General features: G+C 54.7%; 28 protein-coding genes. 1 reads left to right on the top strand and 27 read right to left on the bottom strand.

The window, feature by feature from the left end; genetic code table 11:
• Positions 1 to 2 precede the first annotated feature (2 nt).
• Entirely contained in the window at positions 3 to 479 is a 477-nt protein-coding gene (rpsI, locus tag HCQ99_RS03695; protein ID WP_166985862.1) for a 30S ribosomal protein S9, read from the bottom strand.
• A gap of 31 nt (positions 480 to 510) precedes the next feature.
• Positions 511 to 957: a 50S ribosomal protein L13 gene (gene rplM, locus HCQ99_RS03700; protein ID WP_166985864.1), complete on the bottom strand. Its 447-nt coding sequence runs from the start codon at positions 955 to 957 to the stop codon at positions 511 to 513.
• A gap of 200 nt (positions 958 to 1,157) precedes the next feature.
• Here rplM and HCQ99_RS03705 point away from each other — a divergent pair, with 200 nt between their 5' ends.
• A complete protein-coding gene (locus HCQ99_RS03705) occupies positions 1,158 to 3,065 on the top strand; it encodes an acyltransferase family protein (RefSeq protein ID WP_166985866.1) in 1,908 nt (635 codons plus the stop codon).
• 107 nt (positions 3,066 to 3,172) lie between these two features.
• Here HCQ99_RS03705 and rplQ read toward each other — a convergent pair whose 3' ends face one another.
• The 25 genes from rplQ to rpsS all read right to left on the bottom strand — a co-directional run bounded on the left by rplQ (position 3,173) and on the right by rpsS (position 16,723).
• A complete protein-coding gene (gene rplQ / locus HCQ99_RS03710) occupies positions 3,173 to 3,700 on the bottom strand; it encodes a 50S ribosomal protein L17 (protein WP_166985868.1) in 528 nt (175 codons plus the stop codon).
• A 40-nt stretch (positions 3,701 to 3,740) separates the two neighbouring features.
• Positions 3,741 to 4,724: a DNA-directed RNA polymerase subunit alpha gene (locus HCQ99_RS03715; protein ID WP_166985870.1), complete on the bottom strand. Its 984-nt coding sequence runs from the start codon at positions 4,722 to 4,724 to the stop codon at positions 3,741 to 3,743.
• A gap of 108 nt (positions 4,725 to 4,832) precedes the next feature.
• Positions 4,833 to 5,231: a 30S ribosomal protein S11 gene (gene rpsK, locus HCQ99_RS03720; RefSeq protein WP_166985872.1), complete on the bottom strand. Its 399-nt coding sequence runs from the start codon at positions 5,229 to 5,231 to the stop codon at positions 4,833 to 4,835.
• Positions 5,232 to 5,266: 35 nt separating this feature from the next.
• The gene (rpsM, locus tag HCQ99_RS03725) at positions 5,267 to 5,635 is read right to left on the bottom strand and encodes a 30S ribosomal protein S13 (RefSeq protein WP_166985874.1); all 369 of its coding nucleotides are present in this window, start codon (positions 5,633 to 5,635) and stop codon (positions 5,267 to 5,269) included.
• Positions 5,636 to 5,791: 156 nt separating this feature from the next.
• A complete protein-coding gene (gene rpmJ, locus HCQ99_RS03730; protein ID WP_108715249.1) occupies positions 5,792 to 5,905 on the bottom strand; it encodes a 50S ribosomal protein L36 in 114 nt (37 codons plus the stop codon).
• A gap of 65 nt (positions 5,906 to 5,970) precedes the next feature.
• The gene (gene infA / locus HCQ99_RS03735) at positions 5,971 to 6,192 is read right to left on the bottom strand and encodes a translation initiation factor IF-1 (protein WP_166985876.1); all 222 of its coding nucleotides are present in this window, start codon (positions 6,190 to 6,192) and stop codon (positions 5,971 to 5,973) included.
• 190 nt (positions 6,193 to 6,382) lie between these two features.
• A complete protein-coding gene (locus HCQ99_RS03740) occupies positions 6,383 to 7,198 on the bottom strand; it encodes a PP2C family protein-serine/threonine phosphatase (RefSeq protein ID WP_166985879.1) in 816 nt (271 codons plus the stop codon).
• 7 nt (positions 7,199 to 7,205) lie between these two features.
• A complete protein-coding gene (gene map / locus HCQ99_RS03745) occupies positions 7,206 to 8,045 on the bottom strand; it encodes a type I methionyl aminopeptidase (RefSeq protein WP_166985881.1) in 840 nt (279 codons plus the stop codon).
• Positions 8,046 to 8,053: 8 nt separating this feature from the next.
• Positions 8,054 to 8,641 (bottom strand): adenylate kinase, encoded by a 588-nt coding sequence (locus HCQ99_RS03750; protein ID WP_166985883.1) that lies wholly within the window; start codon positions 8,639 to 8,641, stop codon positions 8,054 to 8,056.
• Positions 8,642 to 8,644: 3 nt separating this feature from the next.
• Positions 8,645 to 9,964 (bottom strand): preprotein translocase subunit SecY, encoded by a 1,320-nt coding sequence (gene secY / locus HCQ99_RS03755; protein ID WP_166985885.1) that lies wholly within the window; start codon positions 9,962 to 9,964, stop codon positions 8,645 to 8,647.
• 136 nt (positions 9,965 to 10,100) lie between these two features.
• Positions 10,101 to 10,556: a 50S ribosomal protein L15 gene (gene rplO / locus HCQ99_RS03760; RefSeq protein ID WP_166985887.1), complete on the bottom strand. Its 456-nt coding sequence runs from the start codon at positions 10,554 to 10,556 to the stop codon at positions 10,101 to 10,103.
• Positions 10,556 to 10,744, bottom strand: coding sequence for a 50S ribosomal protein L30 (gene rpmD / locus HCQ99_RS03765; RefSeq protein WP_166985889.1), 189 nt, complete (start codon positions 10,742 to 10,744; stop codon positions 10,556 to 10,558). Before rpmD ends, rplO begins: the two co-directional genes overlap by 1 nt.
• Before the next feature lie 2 nt (positions 10,745 to 10,746).
• Positions 10,747 to 11,448 (bottom strand): 30S ribosomal protein S5, encoded by a 702-nt coding sequence (gene rpsE, locus HCQ99_RS03770; protein WP_166985891.1) that lies wholly within the window; start codon positions 11,446 to 11,448, stop codon positions 10,747 to 10,749.
• A complete protein-coding gene (gene rplR / locus HCQ99_RS03775) occupies positions 11,445 to 11,819 on the bottom strand; it encodes a 50S ribosomal protein L18 (RefSeq protein ID WP_166985893.1) in 375 nt (124 codons plus the stop codon). The genes rpsE and rplR overlap by 4 nt, the downstream gene beginning before the upstream one ends.
• Positions 11,820 to 11,822: 3 nt before the next feature.
• On the bottom strand, positions 11,823 to 12,359 hold the full coding sequence (rplF, locus tag HCQ99_RS03780; RefSeq protein WP_166985895.1) for a 50S ribosomal protein L6: 537 nt from the start codon (positions 12,357 to 12,359) through the stop codon (positions 11,823 to 11,825).
• Between the two features lie 6 nt (positions 12,360 to 12,365).
• Positions 12,366 to 12,764 (bottom strand): 30S ribosomal protein S8, encoded by a 399-nt coding sequence (gene rpsH / locus HCQ99_RS03785; protein ID WP_166985897.1) that lies wholly within the window; start codon positions 12,762 to 12,764, stop codon positions 12,366 to 12,368.
• 171 nt (positions 12,765 to 12,935) lie between these two features.
• The gene (rplE, locus tag HCQ99_RS03790; RefSeq protein ID WP_166985899.1) at positions 12,936 to 13,496 is read right to left on the bottom strand and encodes a 50S ribosomal protein L5; all 561 of its coding nucleotides are present in this window, start codon (positions 13,494 to 13,496) and stop codon (positions 12,936 to 12,938) included.
• Positions 13,486 to 13,860: a 50S ribosomal protein L24 gene (rplX, locus tag HCQ99_RS03795; protein WP_166985901.1), complete on the bottom strand. Its 375-nt coding sequence runs from the start codon at positions 13,858 to 13,860 to the stop codon at positions 13,486 to 13,488. The genes rplE and rplX overlap by 11 nt, the downstream gene beginning before the upstream one ends.
• Positions 13,861 to 13,863: 3 nt before the next feature.
• Positions 13,864 to 14,232, bottom strand: a complete 369-nt coding sequence (gene rplN / locus HCQ99_RS03800) for a 50S ribosomal protein L14 (protein ID WP_166985903.1) — start codon at positions 14,230 to 14,232, stop codon at positions 13,864 to 13,866.
• A gap of 35 nt (positions 14,233 to 14,267) precedes the next feature.
• Entirely contained in the window at positions 14,268 to 14,543 is a 276-nt protein-coding gene (gene rpsQ / locus HCQ99_RS03805; protein ID WP_166985905.1) for a 30S ribosomal protein S17, read from the bottom strand.
• Between the two features lie 2 nt (positions 14,544 to 14,545).
• The gene (gene rpmC / locus HCQ99_RS03810) at positions 14,546 to 14,851 is read right to left on the bottom strand and encodes a 50S ribosomal protein L29 (RefSeq protein WP_166985908.1); all 306 of its coding nucleotides are present in this window, start codon (positions 14,849 to 14,851) and stop codon (positions 14,546 to 14,548) included.
• Complete coding sequence (gene rplP / locus HCQ99_RS03815) at positions 14,851 to 15,270, bottom strand: 50S ribosomal protein L16 (RefSeq protein ID WP_166985910.1); 420 nt, start codon at positions 15,268 to 15,270, stop codon at positions 14,851 to 14,853. The genes rpmC and rplP overlap by 1 nt, the downstream gene beginning before the upstream one ends.
• A gap of 2 nt (positions 15,271 to 15,272) precedes the next feature.
• On the bottom strand, positions 15,273 to 16,040 hold the full coding sequence (rpsC, locus tag HCQ99_RS03820; RefSeq protein ID WP_166985913.1) for a 30S ribosomal protein S3: 768 nt from the start codon (positions 16,038 to 16,040) through the stop codon (positions 15,273 to 15,275).
• Positions 16,041 to 16,415 (bottom strand): 50S ribosomal protein L22, encoded by a 375-nt coding sequence (rplV, locus tag HCQ99_RS03825; protein ID WP_166985915.1) that lies wholly within the window; start codon positions 16,413 to 16,415, stop codon positions 16,041 to 16,043.
• A 26-nt stretch (positions 16,416 to 16,441) separates the two neighbouring features.
• Positions 16,442 to 16,723, bottom strand: coding sequence for a 30S ribosomal protein S19 (gene rpsS / locus HCQ99_RS03830; protein ID WP_166985918.1), 282 nt, complete (start codon positions 16,721 to 16,723; stop codon positions 16,442 to 16,444).
• Positions 16,724 to 16,726 lie beyond the last annotated feature (3 nt).

Genomic DNA, 16,726 nt, shown 5'->3' on the forward strand with positions numbered 1-16,726 from the left:
GCTTAACGCTTTGAGTACTGTGGTGCCTTACGTGCCTTCTTGAGACCGGCCTTCTTACGTTCCTTGATGCGCGCATCGCGGCTCAAGAAGCCAGCCTTCTTCAGGGTTGGGCGGTTGTTTTCAGCGTCAATCTCGTTCAGTGCACGAGCGATCGCGAGACGCAAAGCACCTGCCTGGCCTGATGGGCCGCCGCCTACGATGCGTGCGGTCACATCATATGCGCCACCAAGCTCGAGCACGGTGAATGGATCGGTGATTAGCTGCTGGTGCAGCTTGTTTGGGAAGTATTCTGCAAACTCACGGCCGTTAACAGTGATGGTGCCGCTGCCTGGAACCAGGCGCACACGGGCAACTGCCTGCTTGCGGCGGCCAATCGCCGCTCCCGGAACGGTAAGCGCTGGGCGATTTGCAGCTGTTGCAGCTTCGCTTGCAGGGGTCTCGGTGGTGTAGCTCTCTGCTACTGTCTGCTCTTCGGTCACTTTAATAATCCTTTACTTGCTCGCCGCGGGGTTACTGTGCAACCTGGTCGATGTTGTATACGGTCGGCTGCTGTGCGGCGTGCGGATGCTCTGCACCTGCGTACACCTTCAGCTTGCGGAACTGGTCACGGCCAAGTGAGTTCTTTGGCAGCATGCCACGGATAGCCTTCTCAACTGCGCGCTCAGGGTTCTTGTCGAGCAGTTCGGTGTAGCTGACTGAGCGCAGACCACCTGGGTAACCTGAGTGGCGGTAAGCAAGCTTCTTTGTAGCCTTGTTGTTGGTCAGAACAACCTTGTCAGCGTTGATGATGATTACGTAGTCACCCATGTCCATGTGCGGAGCAAAGGTTGTCTTGTGCTTGCCACGGAGCAGAGCTGCTGCCTGTGAAGCAAGACGACCAAGAACTACATCTGTTGCGTCAATGATCAGCCAATCATGCTGCTGATCAGCTTTCTTTGGTGAATATGTGCGAGTCACTGAAGTGCTGCTTTCTGTCGAAATGGAGATGTTCGTGGATCCCACTCCTGACACTTCGCAAAGGCGCTGGTGCCGGCGGAGGGCTCACATTCGGGCGCAACAATGTGCACCAAGGGTTTAGACTATCACGTGAATTGGGCAGCAGACAAATTCCATATAATTATTATCTATGCTCCCTCAAACGCCAGTGAGGATACCAATTGTCTCAGCCCCAAAAACCAGCAGCCGCTAAATATCGGGTTTTCCCCGGCCTTGACGGCTTGCGCGCAATTGCCGTGCTCCTGGTGCTGATTTACCATCTCCTTCCTGATGCACTGCCGGGTGGTTTTCTTGGTGTAGATGTTTTCTTTGCAATTTCAGGCTTCCTGATTACATCCCTCATCCTGCGTGAACACACAATTTCGGGCAGCATAAATCTACCTGCGTTCTGGCAGCGACGCGCGCGGCGACTTTTGCCCGCTCTGTTCCTAACACTGCTTGTTTGCTCCGCAGTAGCAAGCATCTTCGGCGGCGATCTGCTCTACGCTTTGGGTGGGCAGCTTTTTTCTACAGTCTTTTTTGTTAGCAACTGGTTTTTTGTTGCCAGCGGTGCCGATTATTTCACGAAAGACACGCCTGAGCTCTTTCGCAATACTTGGTCTCTGGGTGTTGAAGAACAGTTCTATTTACTGCTTCCGCTCGTGCTGCTCTTTCTGCTCAGGCGGCCAAGTCGCCGCAAGCTGATTGCTGTGCTCGGCTCCTTAGGTCTGCTTTCGGCTACCGCTATGCACCTACTGTCTTTGGGCGGATCGGCGGCGAGCCGCATCTATTTCGGCAGCGACACCCACAGCTTCGGTCTTATCTTTGGTGCGGTGCTCGCAATCATCCTGCACACAGCGCCCCACCCCTACCGTAAGCCAGGGTTTCTGAAACAAACCCTGTATCTGGCCGGAACAGTCATCGGCATAGGCGGGCTGCTTACTCTTGCTTTCACCCTGCACGAAGATTCATCATTCATATTTCAAGGTGGAATTCTAAGCGCCACACTCTTAAGTCTGCTGACAGTCGCTGTCATTACGCGGGATGGGAGCCTCCCAGGCAGGCTCTTCGACAACCCGGTTATGCGCTATATCGGGATGCGCTCATACGGCATCTATCTCTGGCACTGGCCGATCCTTGTTATTACTGATGCAGCCTTTGGCCCAGGAGAGGGCACTCTGCGGCAGCTGACCGTCGCTACCATAGTGGCTGCGAGCACTTTTGCGATTGCACACCTCTCTTTCCGCTTCGTTGAGCAGCCTATTCGTCGCCACGGCATCCGTGGCGTGGTAAAACTTGCGATCAGTCCACGCGCGCACAATTCAAGAGCCAGACTAATTCTGGCCTGTCTTGTAGCGGTGAGTATCGTTTGCGTCCCCGCGACCGGCTGGGCACTAGCAAATCAGCCGGCTAAAACTTCCACGCAGATTGCGATAGAACGGGGCGAAAAGGCGGCGGCTGAGGCAAAACGAAAGGCTCAGGAGGCCGCTCAGCAGGCTGCCAAACAAGAGGCAGCTAAAGCGCAGGCAGCCGCCCAGGCGGCCGCTGATTTTGATCCAACTGCTCCGGTGCTCCCAAGCGGCACACAAATTAGCGCAATCGGCGACTCAGTGATGCTCGCTGCAGCGGGAGAGCTATACGATGAGTTCCCAGGGATCGAGCTTGACGCCGCTGTTTCTCGTTCCATGACTGCGGGCTTAGAGCTTGCAAAAGAGCAGTCTGCGGCAGGCACCCTCCGCGAAACAGTCGTGTTCGGGCTCGGCACTAACGGCGCCATTACGGATGCAGATCTCGCATATATTTGTGAGCTGGCTAAAACACATCGGATCGTGCTGATCAACGCGCACGCTGAGCGCGATTGGATTCCGGGAGTAAACGAGGCTCTAGCAAGAGTGAGCACTGAAAATAGAGGGATTGCACTAGCTGACTGGACGGGTAGCGTCTCACCGCACCCTGAACTCTTAGCGGGCGACGGGATCCATCCGCACCCTGCCGGTGGCACAGTTTATGCGGAATCAATCCGTGCGGCTTTAGGCAAGCTAGTAACAGATCCTGCGGAGATGCGCCGGGTTGCAATTCCCCGTTTTTAAGTCGCGCGGTTAAAGCTTCTTTCCGCGTTCGTAAGTTGGTTTTGCTATACAAAAAAGAACCCGCCACACGATCGTGACGGGTTCTTCTTAGAAAGATAGAGCGCAGATTACTCTGATTTCTCCTCTTCGGTTGCTTCTTCAGCAGGAGCCTCAACGGTCTCTTCTGCGGCAGCTTCTTCAGCAGGAGCTTCAGTGGTTTCCTCTGCGGCAGCTTCTTCAGCGGCCTCTTCTGCAACAGGCTCCTCAGCTGGCTTTGCAGCGCGCTGTTTCTTTACCACTGGCTCAAGCACAAGCTCAATAACCGCCATTGGCGCATTGTCGCCCTTGCGGAACCCAGTCTTAACAACGCGGGTGTAACCACCCTCACGCTCAGCAAGCTGCGGCGCGATCTCGGTGAAGAGCTCGTGCACAACAGACTTGTCGAGAATCTGACGCATAACACGACGACGTGCGTGCAGGTCACCACGCTTCGCGAAAGTCACCAGACGCTCTGCCACCGGCTGCAGACGCTTTGCTTTGGTTTCAGTGGTTTGGATGCGCTTGTGCTCGAAAAGCTGCGCAGCCAATTGATTGAGGATCATGCGCTCGTGGGTTGGACCGCCACCGAGGCGTGCACCCTTAGTTGGCTTAGGCATAATTCATTACTCCTAGGAATGAGTCGTTAAACGAGCTCTATTAGTTGTCTTCTTCGTAGCTGTACAAATTCGAACCGTCAAAACCAGGCACGGCATCCTTGAGTGAGAGACCCATTTCAGTGAGTTTCTCGCGGATCTCCACAACTGACTTCTGACCAAAGTTGCGAATGTTCATTAACTGGGCTTCTGAGAGCGCTACGAGCTCACTCACGGTGTTGATGCCCTCACGCTTAAGGCAGTTGTAGCTGCGCACTGAAAGCTCGAGATTCTCAATTGGAATTGCAAGCTCACTGTCTGTTGCAACCTCTACAACCGGCTGACCGATTTCAACACCCTCAGCAGCGGTGTTCAGCTCACGCGCAAGACCGAAGAGCTCAACAAGCGTTGAACCGGCAGATGCCACTGCGTCACGTGGGCTAATAGCTGGCTTGGTCTCAACATCGACAACGAGACGATCGAAGTCGGTACGCTCACCGGCACGTGTAGCTTCCACACGGTAGCTAACCTTTAGCACTGGTGAGTAGATTGAGTCGACAGGGATCCGGCCAACCTCTGCGTCATCATTTCGGTTCTGGCTGTTTGAAACGTAGCCACGGCCGCGCTCAATCGTCAGATCGAGCTCGAACTGAGCATCTTCACCCAGGGTTGCAATAACCAAGTCTGGGTTGTGAATTTCAACACCGGCAGGAGCTGAAATATCAGCCGCGGTAACAACGCCCTCACCCGATTTGCGCAGGTAGGCGCTTACTGGCTCGTCATGCTCACTTGAAACAACAAGTCCCTTGATGTTGAGGATGATTTCGGTTACATCTTCAGTCACGTGCGGGATGGTGGTGAACTCATGTGCAACACCCTCAAAACGAACGCTGGTTACAGCAGCGCCCGGGATCGATGACAGCAGGGTGCGGCGCAGTGAATTACCGAGGGTGTAACCGAAGCCGGGCTCGAGCGGTTCGATAACAAAACGTGAGCGGAATTCTGATACTGATTCTTCTGTAAGAGTTGGTCGCTGTGCGATGAGCACTATAAAATCCTTTCGCTGATGAGTCCGCTATATGACTCAAATGCGGGCTAAAAGGTTGATAATTTTGGTGATTTATAACGGTTAACCGCTAGAAATCGGGTGCTCACCTTATACGCGACGGCGCTTCGGTGGACGGCAGCCGTTGTGTGTCTGCGGGGTAACGTCGGTGATAGAACCAACCTCAAGTCCCGCAGCCTGCAGTGAACGGATAGCGGTCTCGCGGCCTGAGCCTGGACCCTTTACGAAAATATCTACCTTCTTCATTCCGTGCTCCTGCGCCTTCTTTGCAGCAGACTCAGCAGCCAACTGCGCAGCGAATGGAGTAGATTTACGTGAACCTTTAAAGCCCACACCACCTGAAGACTGCCAGCTGATAACAGCGCCAGTGGTGTCGGTGATAGAAACGATGGTGTTGTTGAAGGTTGACTTGATGTGAGCCTGACCCACTACAACGTTCTTTTTGTCTTTGCGGCGAGGCTTACGCGCCGCGGCTTTTGGTGCAGCCATTGAAAGTTTCTCCTGAAAGCTTAAAAACGGGTGGGTTACTTCTTCTTACCAGCAACGGTCTTCTTTGGACCCTTGCGAGTGCGAGCGTTAGTCTTGGTGCGCTGACCGTGCACTGGTAGCCCTCTGCGGTGACGCAGACCCTGGTAGCTTCCAATTTCAACCTTGCGACGGATGTCTGCTGCAACCTCACGGCGCAAGTCACCCTCCACCTTGAAGTTACCTTCAATGTAGTCGCGCAGCGCAACGAGCTGATCGTCGGTCAGATCTTTCACGCGGGTGTTACCGTCGATGCCGGTTTCTGCAAGGGTCTTCAGCGCGCGAGTGCGCCCGACGCCGTAAATGTAAGTAAGAGCAACTTCAACGCGTTTTTCACGTGGAATGTCAACTCCGGCGAGACGTGCCATGGTGGCTTCTCCTTGTTGTTATGTCAGAGGTGTGGAGCGCACCGGGTGCCTGAGCCCCTGTCTCAAGGTGTCACCCACGGTTTTTATCCGTGGGGTCTTCGATGCACTTGGTAATTATTTAGTTTTGATTTTCGCGAGCCGTCACGCTGCAGGGAATTAGCCCTGACGCTGTTTGTGACGTGGGTTCTCGCAGATAACCATGACGCGTCCGTGACGGCGGATCACCTTGCACTTATCGCAGATCCGCTTAACACTTGGCTTTACTTTCATGATGTTTCCTTAGATTCGCTGTCTTCGTACCCGCGGGGTGCCGCAGGCCGTTACTTCGTGAAGACTTACTTGTAGCGATAGCTAATGCGGCCGCGGGTGAGGTCGTACGGGGTGAGCTCTACGATCACGCGATCTTCGGGAAGAATACGGATGTAGTGCTTGCGCATCTTTCCGGCGATGTGGGCGGTCACAATGTGCCCGTTATCAAGCTCAACGCGGAAATTTGCATTACGCAGGGCCTCGAGTACGCGACCCTCCATCTCAATTACGCCTTCTTTTGCGGCCATATACTCACAATCGTTTAAAGTAATTAATCACTCTGCGAATGCTTCGTGTAGACACAAAGCACCAAAGATCAATTGAACCACGCAAAAGGAAATTTGTCTAATTGAAGCGCATTTTCTTCGGCGTTTCTAAATTTTTCTGCCGCAGCCTAGAGCACAGGTAACATAGCTCGCGCGCAGCGATCCGCAAAAATTATGGAGTTACATCTTTGGCGAGGTGTTCCCTGCGGCGACGCTCAAAATCGAGCGGCAGCGCTGCCTGCAGCTGCGCCAGCTCCCCTTCTGAAAACTCACCCTCAGTGGCAACTTCGAGCACAATAACACTGACATTATCGGGCGCCTCACCCTCAAGCACTGTCTCCATAAGCAGGTCAGCGGCAAGCTCAACCGACCCCCTGCGCAACCACTCCAGCAGAGTGCTCTCATCTAGTTGCCCGGACAGCCCGTCAGTGCAGATCAGCAGCCGGTCACCGAGTTCCATCTCAAGCCGCCAGAGATCCGCCTGCGAAGCGTCTGAGCCCAGCGCGCGAGTGATTATATTTGCTTTAGGCAGCCGCGGATCCGAAATATCGTAACCTGCCTGCAGCATTTCATTCAGAAGTGAATGATCGTTGGTGATCAGCGACAGCTTATTGTCACGCAACAGGTAGACCCTGGAGTCTCCAATGTTCGCAACCAACCACTCATAACCGCTCTCCCCAGCAATTACCGCAACCCCGGAGAGTGTGCAGCCGGCGATCCCCTCCACCGAGGCTGAGATTTTAGCAACCCGCTGGCGCGCGTAGGCCAGCGCCTGTTCAAACACCCTCTGAGTAAGAGCCGGAAACCCTGCAACTGTTTCGCGAAACGAGGCAACAGCGGTTTGCGCTGCCAGCGCACCCGCTTGATGCCCACCCATACCGTCAGCAACCAGAAAAACAGGCGCTGCAGTAAGCACCGCATCCTCGTTTATGGCGCGGTAGTTTCCCACATGGCTGCGCCCTGCAACAGCAATGTTTGGAGTTTTCATAGCTTACTTACGGAATGGGAACCGGGGTGACACCAAATGGCGCAAGCCCCTCTTTACCACCGTCGAGTGCGGTGAGCACCCAAATTCCCTCTTTGTGCACTGCGACAGAGTGCTCCCACTGGCAAGAATCTTTGCCATCGGCCATGCGCACAGTCCAGCCGTCATTCTTATCGGTGACGGTTTCAGGCCTGCCGGCAGCGATGATTGGCTCAATTGCGACACACAGACCGGGTTTAACCTCTGCGGTGCGACCGTTCACCCAGTATGTGTAGACCGGCGGCGCCTCGTGCATCGAGCGGCCAATACCGTGGCCAATGTACTCTTCAACGATTGAGTAGTCGGTGTTTTCAGAAATATAATCTTCCACCGCTCCGCCGACTGAGTTTAGCTCTTTAGCGGTTGCGAGGGCGGCTATCGCTCGCCACATAGCTTCTTTGGTGTGATCGCTCAATGCCTGACGGCGGGCAACAGTTTCTGGATTATCAGGGTCTGGGACAACCACAGTAAGTGCGCTGTCACCGTGCCATCCGTTAAAAACAGCACCGCAGTCGATCGACACAATATCCCCCGGCTGGATCACGTAATCATCCGGCACCGCGTGCACAACTCGGTCGTTTACGTTTGCGCAGATCGTGTGCTTGTAGCCCGGCTCCAGCATGAAATTTGGCTCTGCTCCAAGCTCGCGGATCTTCGCCTCTGCTGCGCGATCAACATCCAGCAGGGTTGCGCCAGCCACACAGGCCTCTTTCGCTGCTTGCAGCGCCAAGGCCGTAATGCGGTTGGGCTCCTGCATCAGTCGCAGCTGAGCGGGAGATTTATAAATAGATTTGCGGAGTGAGCGAACCATAATGAAACTTAGCGACCCAATTTTTCTTTCAGAGCAGCAGCGATGCGCTCTGCTACTTCGTCTATCGTCCCAAGCCCGTCTACTGCGACCAAAATGCCGCGCTCTTTAAAGAGTTCAATAAGCGGCGCGGTCTCGGCAGCATACACATTTTGGCGGTGGCGAATAACCTCTTCGGTATCGTCTGCACGACCCTGCTCAACTGCTCGCTTCAGGAGGCGCTGCACAACCTCTTCAGTGTCGGCCTCAAGCAGCACTACAGCGTCAAGCTGCCCGCCGGCAGGCTCAAGTGTTTTATCCAGCGCATGCACCTGATCTACTGTGCGAGGGTAGCCGTCGAGCAGAAATCCCTGCTGCGCGTCGTCAAGCGCGATGCGGTCGGCAACAATAGCGTTTGTGATCTCATCTGGAACCAGCTCGCCACGCTCAATGATCGCAGCAACCTGTTTGCCAAGCGGAGTTTGGTTTTTTATATTCTCGCGAAAAATATCACCGGTTGAAATGGCGGGAACACCGTAACGTTCCGCAATTTTCCCCGCCTGTGTGCCTTTGCCGGCACCCGGTGGTCCAACGATTAAAAGATGAGTTGCTTGAGTCATAAGTTACTTTAAAAGCCCTTCGTAGTGGCGCTGCTGCAACTGCGCATCGATCTGTTTCACCGTTTCAAGGCCAACACCCACGATAATCAAAATCGAAGCGCCGCCGAACGGGAAGTTCTGGTTGGCGTTGAAGAAGCTCAACGCGAACAACGGCAGCAGCGCAATAATACCGAGGTACAGTGCGCCAGCGCTGGTAATCCGGTTGATAACGTATGCCAGATATTCTGCTGTCGGACGACCCGCGCGAATTCCTGGAATAAAGCCGCCGTAGCGCTTCATGTTGTCAGCAACCTCTTCAGGGTTGAAGGTGATGCTGATGTAGAAGAAGGCGAAGGCGATTACCAGCACAAAGAACAGCGCCATGTAGAGCGGCTGATCACCGTAAACAAGGTTGTTTTGGATCCATACAACCCACGCAGCTGGCTCCTGCCCCGGTGCGGGCTGGTTGAACTGGGTGACCAACATAGGCATAAAGAGAATTGATGACGCGAAAATTACTGGAATCACGCCGGCCATATTCACTTTGATCGGAATGTATGTAGAGGTGCCACCGTAAGTGCGGCGGCCCACAACGCGTTTCGCGTACTGCACCGGGATGCGACGCTGCGACTGCTCAACGAACACAACCGCAATCATCACAAGAAGCCCGAGCACCATCACAACCGCAAAAACTTCCCAACCTCGTGCCTGCTGGATCGCCCACAGCGCACCCGGGAAACCCGCCGCGATCGAAGTGAAAATGAGCAGGGACATGCCGTTACCGATGCCGCGCTCGGTGATCATCTCACCGAACCACATCACCAGTCCGGTGCCGGCTGTCATGGTGAGGATCTGAATAATCATCGCCCACCACTCAGGTGAGATCAGATTTTCACACGCCGCAGAGCCCACAGCTCCAAAAAGCAAGCCCGAGCGTGCAGTCACCAACAGTGTTGTTGCCTGGAGAATGCCGAGACCGATCGTTAGATAGCGGGTGTACTGGGTGAGTTTAGACTGACCAGCCTGCCCCTCTTTGTGCAGCGCTTCAAAGTGCGGGATCACCACGCGCAACAGCTGCGTAATAATCGAAGCCGTAATGTATGGCATGATACCCAGCGCAAAAATCGAGAGCTGCAGCAGAGCACCCCCCGAAAAGAGGTTAATCATCTGATACAAACCGGAAGCGTCTTGCGTTGAGACAAGACAGGCTTTCAGGTTTGAATAGTTCACAAAGGGAGCTGGGACAAATGAACCTAAACGGAACAAAGCCATAATTGCCAGGGTAAACAGAATCTTACGACGCAGGTCCTGTGCCTTAAAGACTCGAGCAATTGCGCTGAACAATATGTGTCCTTACGGTTTTTGGGCGCACTGATGCGCGCATAACATAACTCATCTAGCTTACACGCTAGGGCGGAAAACCTAAAGCGGGCCGAACTAGGTTGCTAGCTCGACCCGCTTTCAGTTAGTGCTTAGTTAACTATTTAACTTCGCCACCTGCTGCGGTGATCTTCTCTGCAGCAGACGCTGAAACCTTGTCAACATCCACCACGAGCTTGACCTTAAGGTCACCATCACCGAGCACCTTAACTGGCTGGTTCTTACGCACAGCACCCTTTGCCACGAGGTCAGCAACAGTAACGTCACCACCATTCGGGTAAAGAGCTTCGAGCGCAGATACGTTAACTACCTGATACTCAGTGCGGAATGGGTTCTTAAAACCGCGCAGCTTCGGGGTGCGCATGTGCAGTGGCATCTGACCACCCTCGAAACCGGCCTTCACCTGGTAACGAGCCTTGGTGCCCTTGGTACCACGTCCTGCGGTTTTACCCTTAGAGGCCTCACCACGGCCAACGCGGGTTTTTGCCTTTTTAGCACCCGGTGCTGGACGGAGATGGTGTGCCTTGAGAATCTGCTGTTCCTGGGTCTCGCTCATTATGCGTCGACCTCCTCTACCTCAACAAGGTGACGAACAGCGAGAATGTAGCCACGGGTCTGTTTGTTGTCTTCACGAACAACAGACTGACCGATTTTACGCAGCCCGAGTGAGCGCAGAGTATCGCGCATGTTCTGCTTCTCGCTGATCTTTGACTTTACCTGCGTAATCTTTAGAGCTTTAGCCATTGTTACGCACCTGCCTTCTTTGCAGCAGCCGCAGCAGCAGCCGCCTCTGCCTCTGCACGTACGATACGAGCTGGCGCAACGCGGTCGAAGTCAAGGCCACGACGCGCAGCAACCGCGCGTGGCTCTTCGAGCTGACGCAGCGCCGCAACAGTAGCGTGCACGATGTTCAGGGTGTTTGATGAGCCGAGAGACTTGCTCAGCACATCGTGGATGCCCGCACACTCAAGTACGGCACGCACTGGACCACCGGCGATAACACCGGTACCCGCAGCAGCAGGGCGCAGCAGAACTACGCCAGCAGCAGCTTCACCCTGGACTGGGTGGGGGATCGATGAGCCCACACGTGGGACGCGGAAGAAGTTCTTCTTAGCTTCTTCTACACCCTTTGAGATTGCGAGCGGAACTTCCTTCGCCTTGCCGTAGCCAACACCTACGGTACCGTTACCGTCGCCAACTACAACAAGCGCGGTGAAGCTGAAACGGCGACCACCCTTAACCACCTTTGAAACGCGGTTGATGGTTACAACACGCTCAAGGAATGGGTTTTCTGCGCGGTCGCGGCCGCCACGCTGGTTATCGCGGTCACCGCGGCCACGGCCACGGCCACGACCTTCGCGTGACTCGTTACGGGTCTCCTGCTGGGAACCAGCCTCAGCGTTCTTGACCTCTTCAGACACTGTCTGCTCCTTCGTTTCGTTGCTCACAGGCTCAGCCCTGCCTCACGAGCGCCTTCTGCAATAGCAGCAACACGACCTACGTACTTGCTACCACCGCGGTCGAAAACAACCGCGTCAATGCCTGCGCTCTTTGCGCGTTCAGCTACGAGCTCGCCAACTTTGCGAGCCTGGGCGGTTTTGTCACCCTCGAATGAGCGCAACTCCGCTTCCATGGTTGATGCGTATGCAAGGGTGTGACCCTTCGCATCATCAATAACCTGGACGAAAACGTGACGATTTGAACGGGTCACTGACAGGCGTGGACGCTCTGCAGTGCCGACAATCTTCTTACGCAGACGAGTGTGACGGCGGACACGTGCCGCTGAGCGACCCGCAGCGCGTTTAACTGATGCAGCCATGGGTTACTTACCAGCCTTTCCTGCCTTGCGACGCACAACCTCGCCCGCATAACGAATACCCTTACCCTTGTATGGCTCTGGTTTCTTCAGCTTGCGAATGTTTGCCGCTACCTCGCCAACAGCCTGCTTATCAATGCCGCTGACGTGAATCTTATTGTTGCCCTCAACCTGGAGAGTTACGCCCTCTGGTGCGTTGAACTCAACAGGGTGTGAGAAGCCAAGCGCAAGCTCAAGGTTGTTACCCTTCTGCTGCACACGGTAACCGGTGCCGACTACCTCAAGAGACTTTGAGTATCCCTCGGTTACACCGATAATGTTGTTCGCGATCAAAGAACGGGTGAGACCGTGCAGCGCACGACTTTCGCGCTCATCGTTCGGGCGGGTTACGAGAACCTGTCCGTCTTCGAGAGCTACAGAAATTGGCTCTGCAACTTCCAGCGTAAGCTCACCCTTCGGGCCTTTAACCGCAACCTGCTGACCGTCGATGGTGACTGTTACGCCACCAGGAACGGTGATAGGAAGCTTTCCAATACGTGACATGACGAACTACCACACATAGGCGAGAACTTCTCCGCCTACGCCCTTCTGCTCAGCCTCACGGTCGGTCAACAGACCTGAGGAAGTGGACAGGATAGCTACACCGAGGCCACCAAGAACCCTTGGCAACTCGGTTGAGCGCGCGTATACGCGAAGGCCTGGCTTAGAAACGCGCTTGATGCCCTCGATTGAACGCTCACGGTTTGGACCGTATTTCAAGGTCATTGTGATGGTGGTTCCGACGCGTGCGTCTGCAACCTTCCAATCAGCAATGTAACCTTCACGCTTCAGGATCTCTGCAATGCCCTCTTTAAGCTTAGAGCCTGGCAGAGACACTTCGTCATGATGCGCCGCGTTGGCGTTACGCAGTCTGGTCAGCATATCTGCGACCGGATCTGTCATTGTCATTTGTGTCTTCTTTCTCGCCTGGTTTCGCCTGGCCTTACAGGGCCGACGACCTGGGTGGTTGCACCGGGCTGGGAACGTCTAAGAGTTAACCCCGTAAACGCGCTGACGCTGGCGTCGGCAGAGAAGTAATTTAGAATCTCTGCCGACCCCAGCCCAATGTTGATTATTAAATTATGCGTCAGCCTTGAATGGGAAGCCGAACTGACGGAGCAGCTCGCGACCCTCTTCATCGGTCTTTGCGGTGGTCACGACTGTGATGTCGAAACCGCGCGTACGATCAATCTTATCCTGATCAATCTCATGGAACACAACCTGCTCGGTCAGACCGAAGGTGTAGTTACCGTTTCCGTCGAACTGCTTCGGGCTTAGGCCACGGAAGTCGCGGATACGTGGCAGAGCCAAGTTGATCAAACGATCAAGGAACTCCCACGCACGATCCCCGCGCAGGGTTACGTGTGCGCCGATTGGCTGCCCAGCACGCAGTTTAAACTGCGCAATAGACTTACGCGCCTTGGTAACCATTGGCTTCTGGCCGGTGATTGCGGTGAGATCAGCGATCGCACCCTCAATAACCTTACCGTCGCGAGCTGCCTCACCGACGCCGGTGTTTACAACAACCTTAACCAGGCCAGGAACCTGCATTGGGTTCTCGTAACCGAACTTTTCGGTCAGCGCAGCTACAATCTCTGCACGATACTTCTCTTTTAGACGCGGCTGGATTTTAGTGCTCATTAGGGATGTCCTTTCCAGACGCCTTTGCGTAACGAACACGCACGGTCTTTTTCACGCCGTTCTTCTCGATCTCTTCCTCGCGGAAACCAACACGGGTTGGCTTCTTGGTCTCAGGATCAACAATCGCAACGTTTGAGACGTGAATAGGAGCCTCGTGGTGCTCCACACCGCCCTCTTTGCTGCCGCGCTCTGACTGACCAACACGGACGTGCTTGGTCACGATGTTAACACCTTCAACGATAACGCGATCGCTGTCAGTGAGCACCTCAAGAACACGACCCTGCTTGCCGCGGTCACCACCGTTTTCTTTGGTAGCGCCGCTGATAACCTCTACGAGGTCACCCTTGCGAATCTTGTTAGCCATAGACTAAATCACCTCCGGTGCCAGCGACACGATCTTCATGAACTTCTTGTCGCGAAGCTCACGCGCTACAGGGCCGAAGATACGGGTGCCGCGTGGCTCCCCGTCGTTCTTCAGGATCACTGCAGCGTTCTCGTCGAAGCTGATGTATGAACCGTCTGCGCGGCGCGTTGCCTTCTTAGCACGCACCACAACAGCCTTTACAACCTCACCCTTTTTGACATTGCCACCTGGGATTGCATCCTTTACGGTTGCAACGATGGTGTCGCCAAGGCCTGCGTAACGGCGGCTAGATCCTCCGAGTACGCGAATGGTGAGCAACTCTTTGGCGCCGGTGTTGTCGGCAACCCTAAGTCGGGATTCCTGTTGAATCACTTTGCTACTCCTTTATTGAGCAAACCTTAAAAGGTTTACTTCGCCTTCTCGAGAATCTCAACCAAACGCCAGTTCTTTGTAGCGCTCAGCGGGCGGGTTTCTGCGATGAGAACGTAGTCGCCAATACCAGCGGTGTTCTCTGCATCATGCGCCTTGTACTTCTTGGTGGTACGCATAACCTTGCCGTAGAGCGGGTGCTTCTTGCGATCCTCAACCTCTACAACGATGGTTTTTTCCATCTTGTCGCTAACCACGTAACCGCGAAGTGACTTACGGTACGGGCGCTGTTCCTGTGCGACAACCTCAGCCATGCTTAGGCCTCCTTCGTCTCAGCGGCGGCGTCCGCCTGCTTAGTCTTTTTAGCGGTTTTCTTAGCAGCCTTTGTTTCGGCTGCTGGGGTTTCGCGGATTCCGAGCTTACGCTCGTTCAACACGGTGTAAATACGCGCAATGTCGCGTTTTACATGGCGTACACGGCCGTTGTGCTCAAGCTGGCCAGTCGCAGACTGGAAACGCAGATTAAAGAGCTCAGCCTTAGCCTTCTTTAGTTCTTCGATGAGGCGCTCGTTATCGAACTTATCGAGCTCGCTGATTGCGAGATCCTTGCTTCCGATTGCCATTACGCGTCACCCTCCTCACGCTTGATAATGCGAGCCTTCAGAGGAAGCTTGTGAATAGCGCGGGTCAGTGCCTCACGCGCAAGCTCCTCATCAACACCGGCTACCTCGAAGAGGACACGGCCTGGCTTAACGTTGGCTACCCACCACTCTGGTGAACCCTTACCGGAACCCATACGAGTTTCGGCAGGCTTCTTGGTGAGTGGAAGGTCTGGATAAATGTTGATCCATACCTTACCGCCACGCTTAATGTGACGGGTCATGGCGATACGAGCAGACTCGATCTGGCGGTTGGTCACGTAGGCCGGTGTCAGTGCCTGGATGCCCAGTTCACCGAAATTAACCGTTGTGCCACCCTTCGCAGCACCCGAACGCTTCGGGTGATGCTGCTTGCGGTACTTTACTCGACGGGGAATCAGCATGCTTAGTTCTCCGCTCCTGCTGCGGCAGGCGCAGCTTCCTTCGCAGCCTCACGACGTGGGCCACGACGGCGGTCACCACCACGGCCGCCGCGAGCAGGCTTCTTAGCTGCCTCTTCGCGTGCGAGCTCCTTGTTGGTGATATCGCCCTTGTAGATCCAAACCTTCACGCCAATGCGACCGAAGGTAGTTTTTGCTTCATAGAAACCGTAGTCAATGTTCGCGCGCAGGGTGTGCAGTGGCACACGACCTTCGCGGTAGAACTCTGAACGGCTCATTTCAGCGCCGCCAAGACGGCCTGAAACCTGGATACGAATACCCTTAGCGCCAGCACGCAAAGCTCCCTGCAGACCCTTGCGCATTGCACGACGGAAAGCCACACGTGCAGCAAGCTGCTCGGCGATCCCCTGAGCTACCAGCTGCGCATCAGCCTCTGGGTTTTTTACCTCAAGGATGTTTAGCTGAATCTGCTTGCCGGTGAGCTTCTCAAGCTGACCGCGCACACGCTCAGCCTCAGCACCGCCGCGGCCAATCACAATGCCCGGACGTGCAGAGAAAATATCTACACGCACACGGTCGCGAGTGCGCTCGATCTGGATGCGGCTGACACCAGCACGGTCGAGGGTCTCACCCAAGAACTTGCGGATTTTTGCATCCTCAGCGAGATAGTCGGCGTAGCGCTGACCTGGCTTAGTTGAGTCTGAGAACCAGCGTGACACATGGTCAGTGGTTACGCCCAGACGGAAGCCATATGGATGAATTTTCTGGCCCATTTACTTGGCTCCCTTCTTTACAGCCTCAGGAGTAGCAACTACTACTGTGATGTGGCTGGTGCGTTTGTTGATACGGAACGCACGGCCCTGTGCACGTGGGCGGAAACGCTTGAGGGTTGCACCCTCATCCACGAAAGCACGAGCGACAACAAGCTCATCCTCGTTGAGAGGAAGATTTTCGTTGTCAGCCTTTACACGAGCATTAGCAATCGCTGAGGCAACGAGTTTGTACACCGGCTCAGAAGCTGCCTGCGGGGCGAACTTCAAGATGGCAAGAGCTTCCTGAGCGTTCTTGCCACGCACGAGGTTCACGACGCGACGGGCCTTCTGAGGTGTTACGCGGATATGACGCACGCGTGCGATCGACTCCACCATTCTTTTCCTCCTTTACGTCACCGCGCTTAGCGGCGACGACCCTTCTTGTCGTCTTTCACGTGACCGCGGAAGGTGCGAGTCGGTGCAAACTCACCGAGCTTGTGACCAACCATGGTTTCGGTAACAAACACAGGAATGTGCTTGCGCCCGTCGTGAACAGCGATCGTGTGACCGAGCATTGCCGGGATGATCATTGAACGACGTGACCAGGTCTTAATTACTTTGTTTGTGCCAGCTTCGTTCTGAGCAATCACCTTGTCTAGCAGGTGGTTGTCAACGAAAGGGCCTTTCTTTAGACTACGAGGCATCTT

The organism is Canibacter zhoujuaniae (assembly GCF_011752015.1).
Lineage (GTDB): Bacteria > Actinomycetota > Actinomycetes > Actinomycetales > Microbacteriaceae > Canibacter > Canibacter zhoujuaniae.

Coding starts and splice junctions, on each gene's coding strand:
- HCQ99_RS03750 (WP_166985883.1), bottom strand. CDS start 8,641: ATGACTCAAGCAACTCATCTTTTAATCGTTGGACCACCGGGTGCCGGC.
- rplQ (WP_166985868.1), bottom strand. CDS start 3,700: ATGCCTAAGCCAACTAAGGGTGCACGCCTCGGTGGCGGTCCAACCCAC.
- map (WP_166985881.1), bottom strand. CDS start 8,045: ATGGTTCGCTCACTCCGCAAATCTATTTATAAATCTCCCGCTCAGCTG.
- rplP (WP_166985910.1), bottom strand. CDS start 15,270: ATGCTGATTCCCCGTCGAGTAAAGTACCGCAAGCAGCATCACCCGAAG.
- rpmD (WP_166985889.1), bottom strand. CDS start 10,744: ATGGCTAAAGCTCTAAAGATTACGCAGGTAAAGTCAAAGATCAGCGAG.
- rpsK (WP_166985872.1), bottom strand. CDS start 5,231: ATGGCTGCACCAAAAGCCGCGGCGCGTAAGCCTCGCCGCAAAGACAAA.
- rplV (WP_166985915.1), bottom strand. CDS start 16,415: ATGGTGGAGTCGATCGCACGCGTGCGTCATATCCGCGTAACACCTCAG.
- rpmC (WP_166985908.1), bottom strand. CDS start 14,851: ATGGCAATCGGAAGCAAGGATCTCGCAATCAGCGAGCTCGATAAGTTC.
- rplO (WP_166985887.1), bottom strand. CDS start 10,556: ATGAGCGAGACCCAGGAACAGCAGATTCTCAAGGCACACCATCTCCGT.
- rplF (WP_166985895.1), bottom strand. CDS start 12,359: ATGTCACGTATTGGAAAGCTTCCTATCACCGTTCCTGGTGGCGTAACA.
- rplR (WP_166985893.1), bottom strand. CDS start 11,819: ATGGCTGCATCAGTTAAACGCGCTGCGGGTCGCTCAGCGGCACGTGTC.
- rpsC (WP_166985913.1), bottom strand. CDS start 16,040: ATGGGCCAGAAAATTCATCCATATGGCTTCCGTCTGGGCGTAACCACT.
- rpsH (WP_166985897.1), bottom strand. CDS start 12,764: ATGACAATGACAGATCCGGTCGCAGATATGCTGACCAGACTGCGTAAC.
- rpsM (WP_166985874.1), bottom strand. CDS start 5,635: ATGGCACGTCTCGCCGGAGTTGACATTCCACGTGAAAAACGCGTTGAA.
- rpmJ (WP_108715249.1), bottom strand. CDS start 5,905: ATGAAAGTAAAGCCAAGTGTTAAGCGGATCTGCGATAAGTGCAAGGTG.
- HCQ99_RS03740 (WP_166985879.1), bottom strand. CDS start 7,198: ATGAAAACTCCAAACATTGCTGTTGCAGGGCGCAGCCATGTGGGAAAC.
- rpsS (WP_166985918.1), bottom strand. CDS start 16,723: ATGCCTCGTAGTCTAAAGAAAGGCCCTTTCGTTGACAACCACCTGCTA.
- rplE (WP_166985899.1), bottom strand. CDS start 13,496: ATGAGCACTAAAATCCAGCCGCGTCTAAAAGAGAAGTATCGTGCAGAG.
- rplX (WP_166985901.1), bottom strand. CDS start 13,860: ATGGCTAACAAGATTCGCAAGGGTGACCTCGTAGAGGTTATCAGCGGC.
- infA (WP_166985876.1), bottom strand. CDS start 6,192: ATGGCCGCAAAAGAAGGCGTAATTGAGATGGAGGGTCGCGTACTCGAG.
- rpsQ (WP_166985905.1), bottom strand. CDS start 14,543: ATGGCTGAGGTTGTCGCACAGGAACAGCGCCCGTACCGTAAGTCACTT.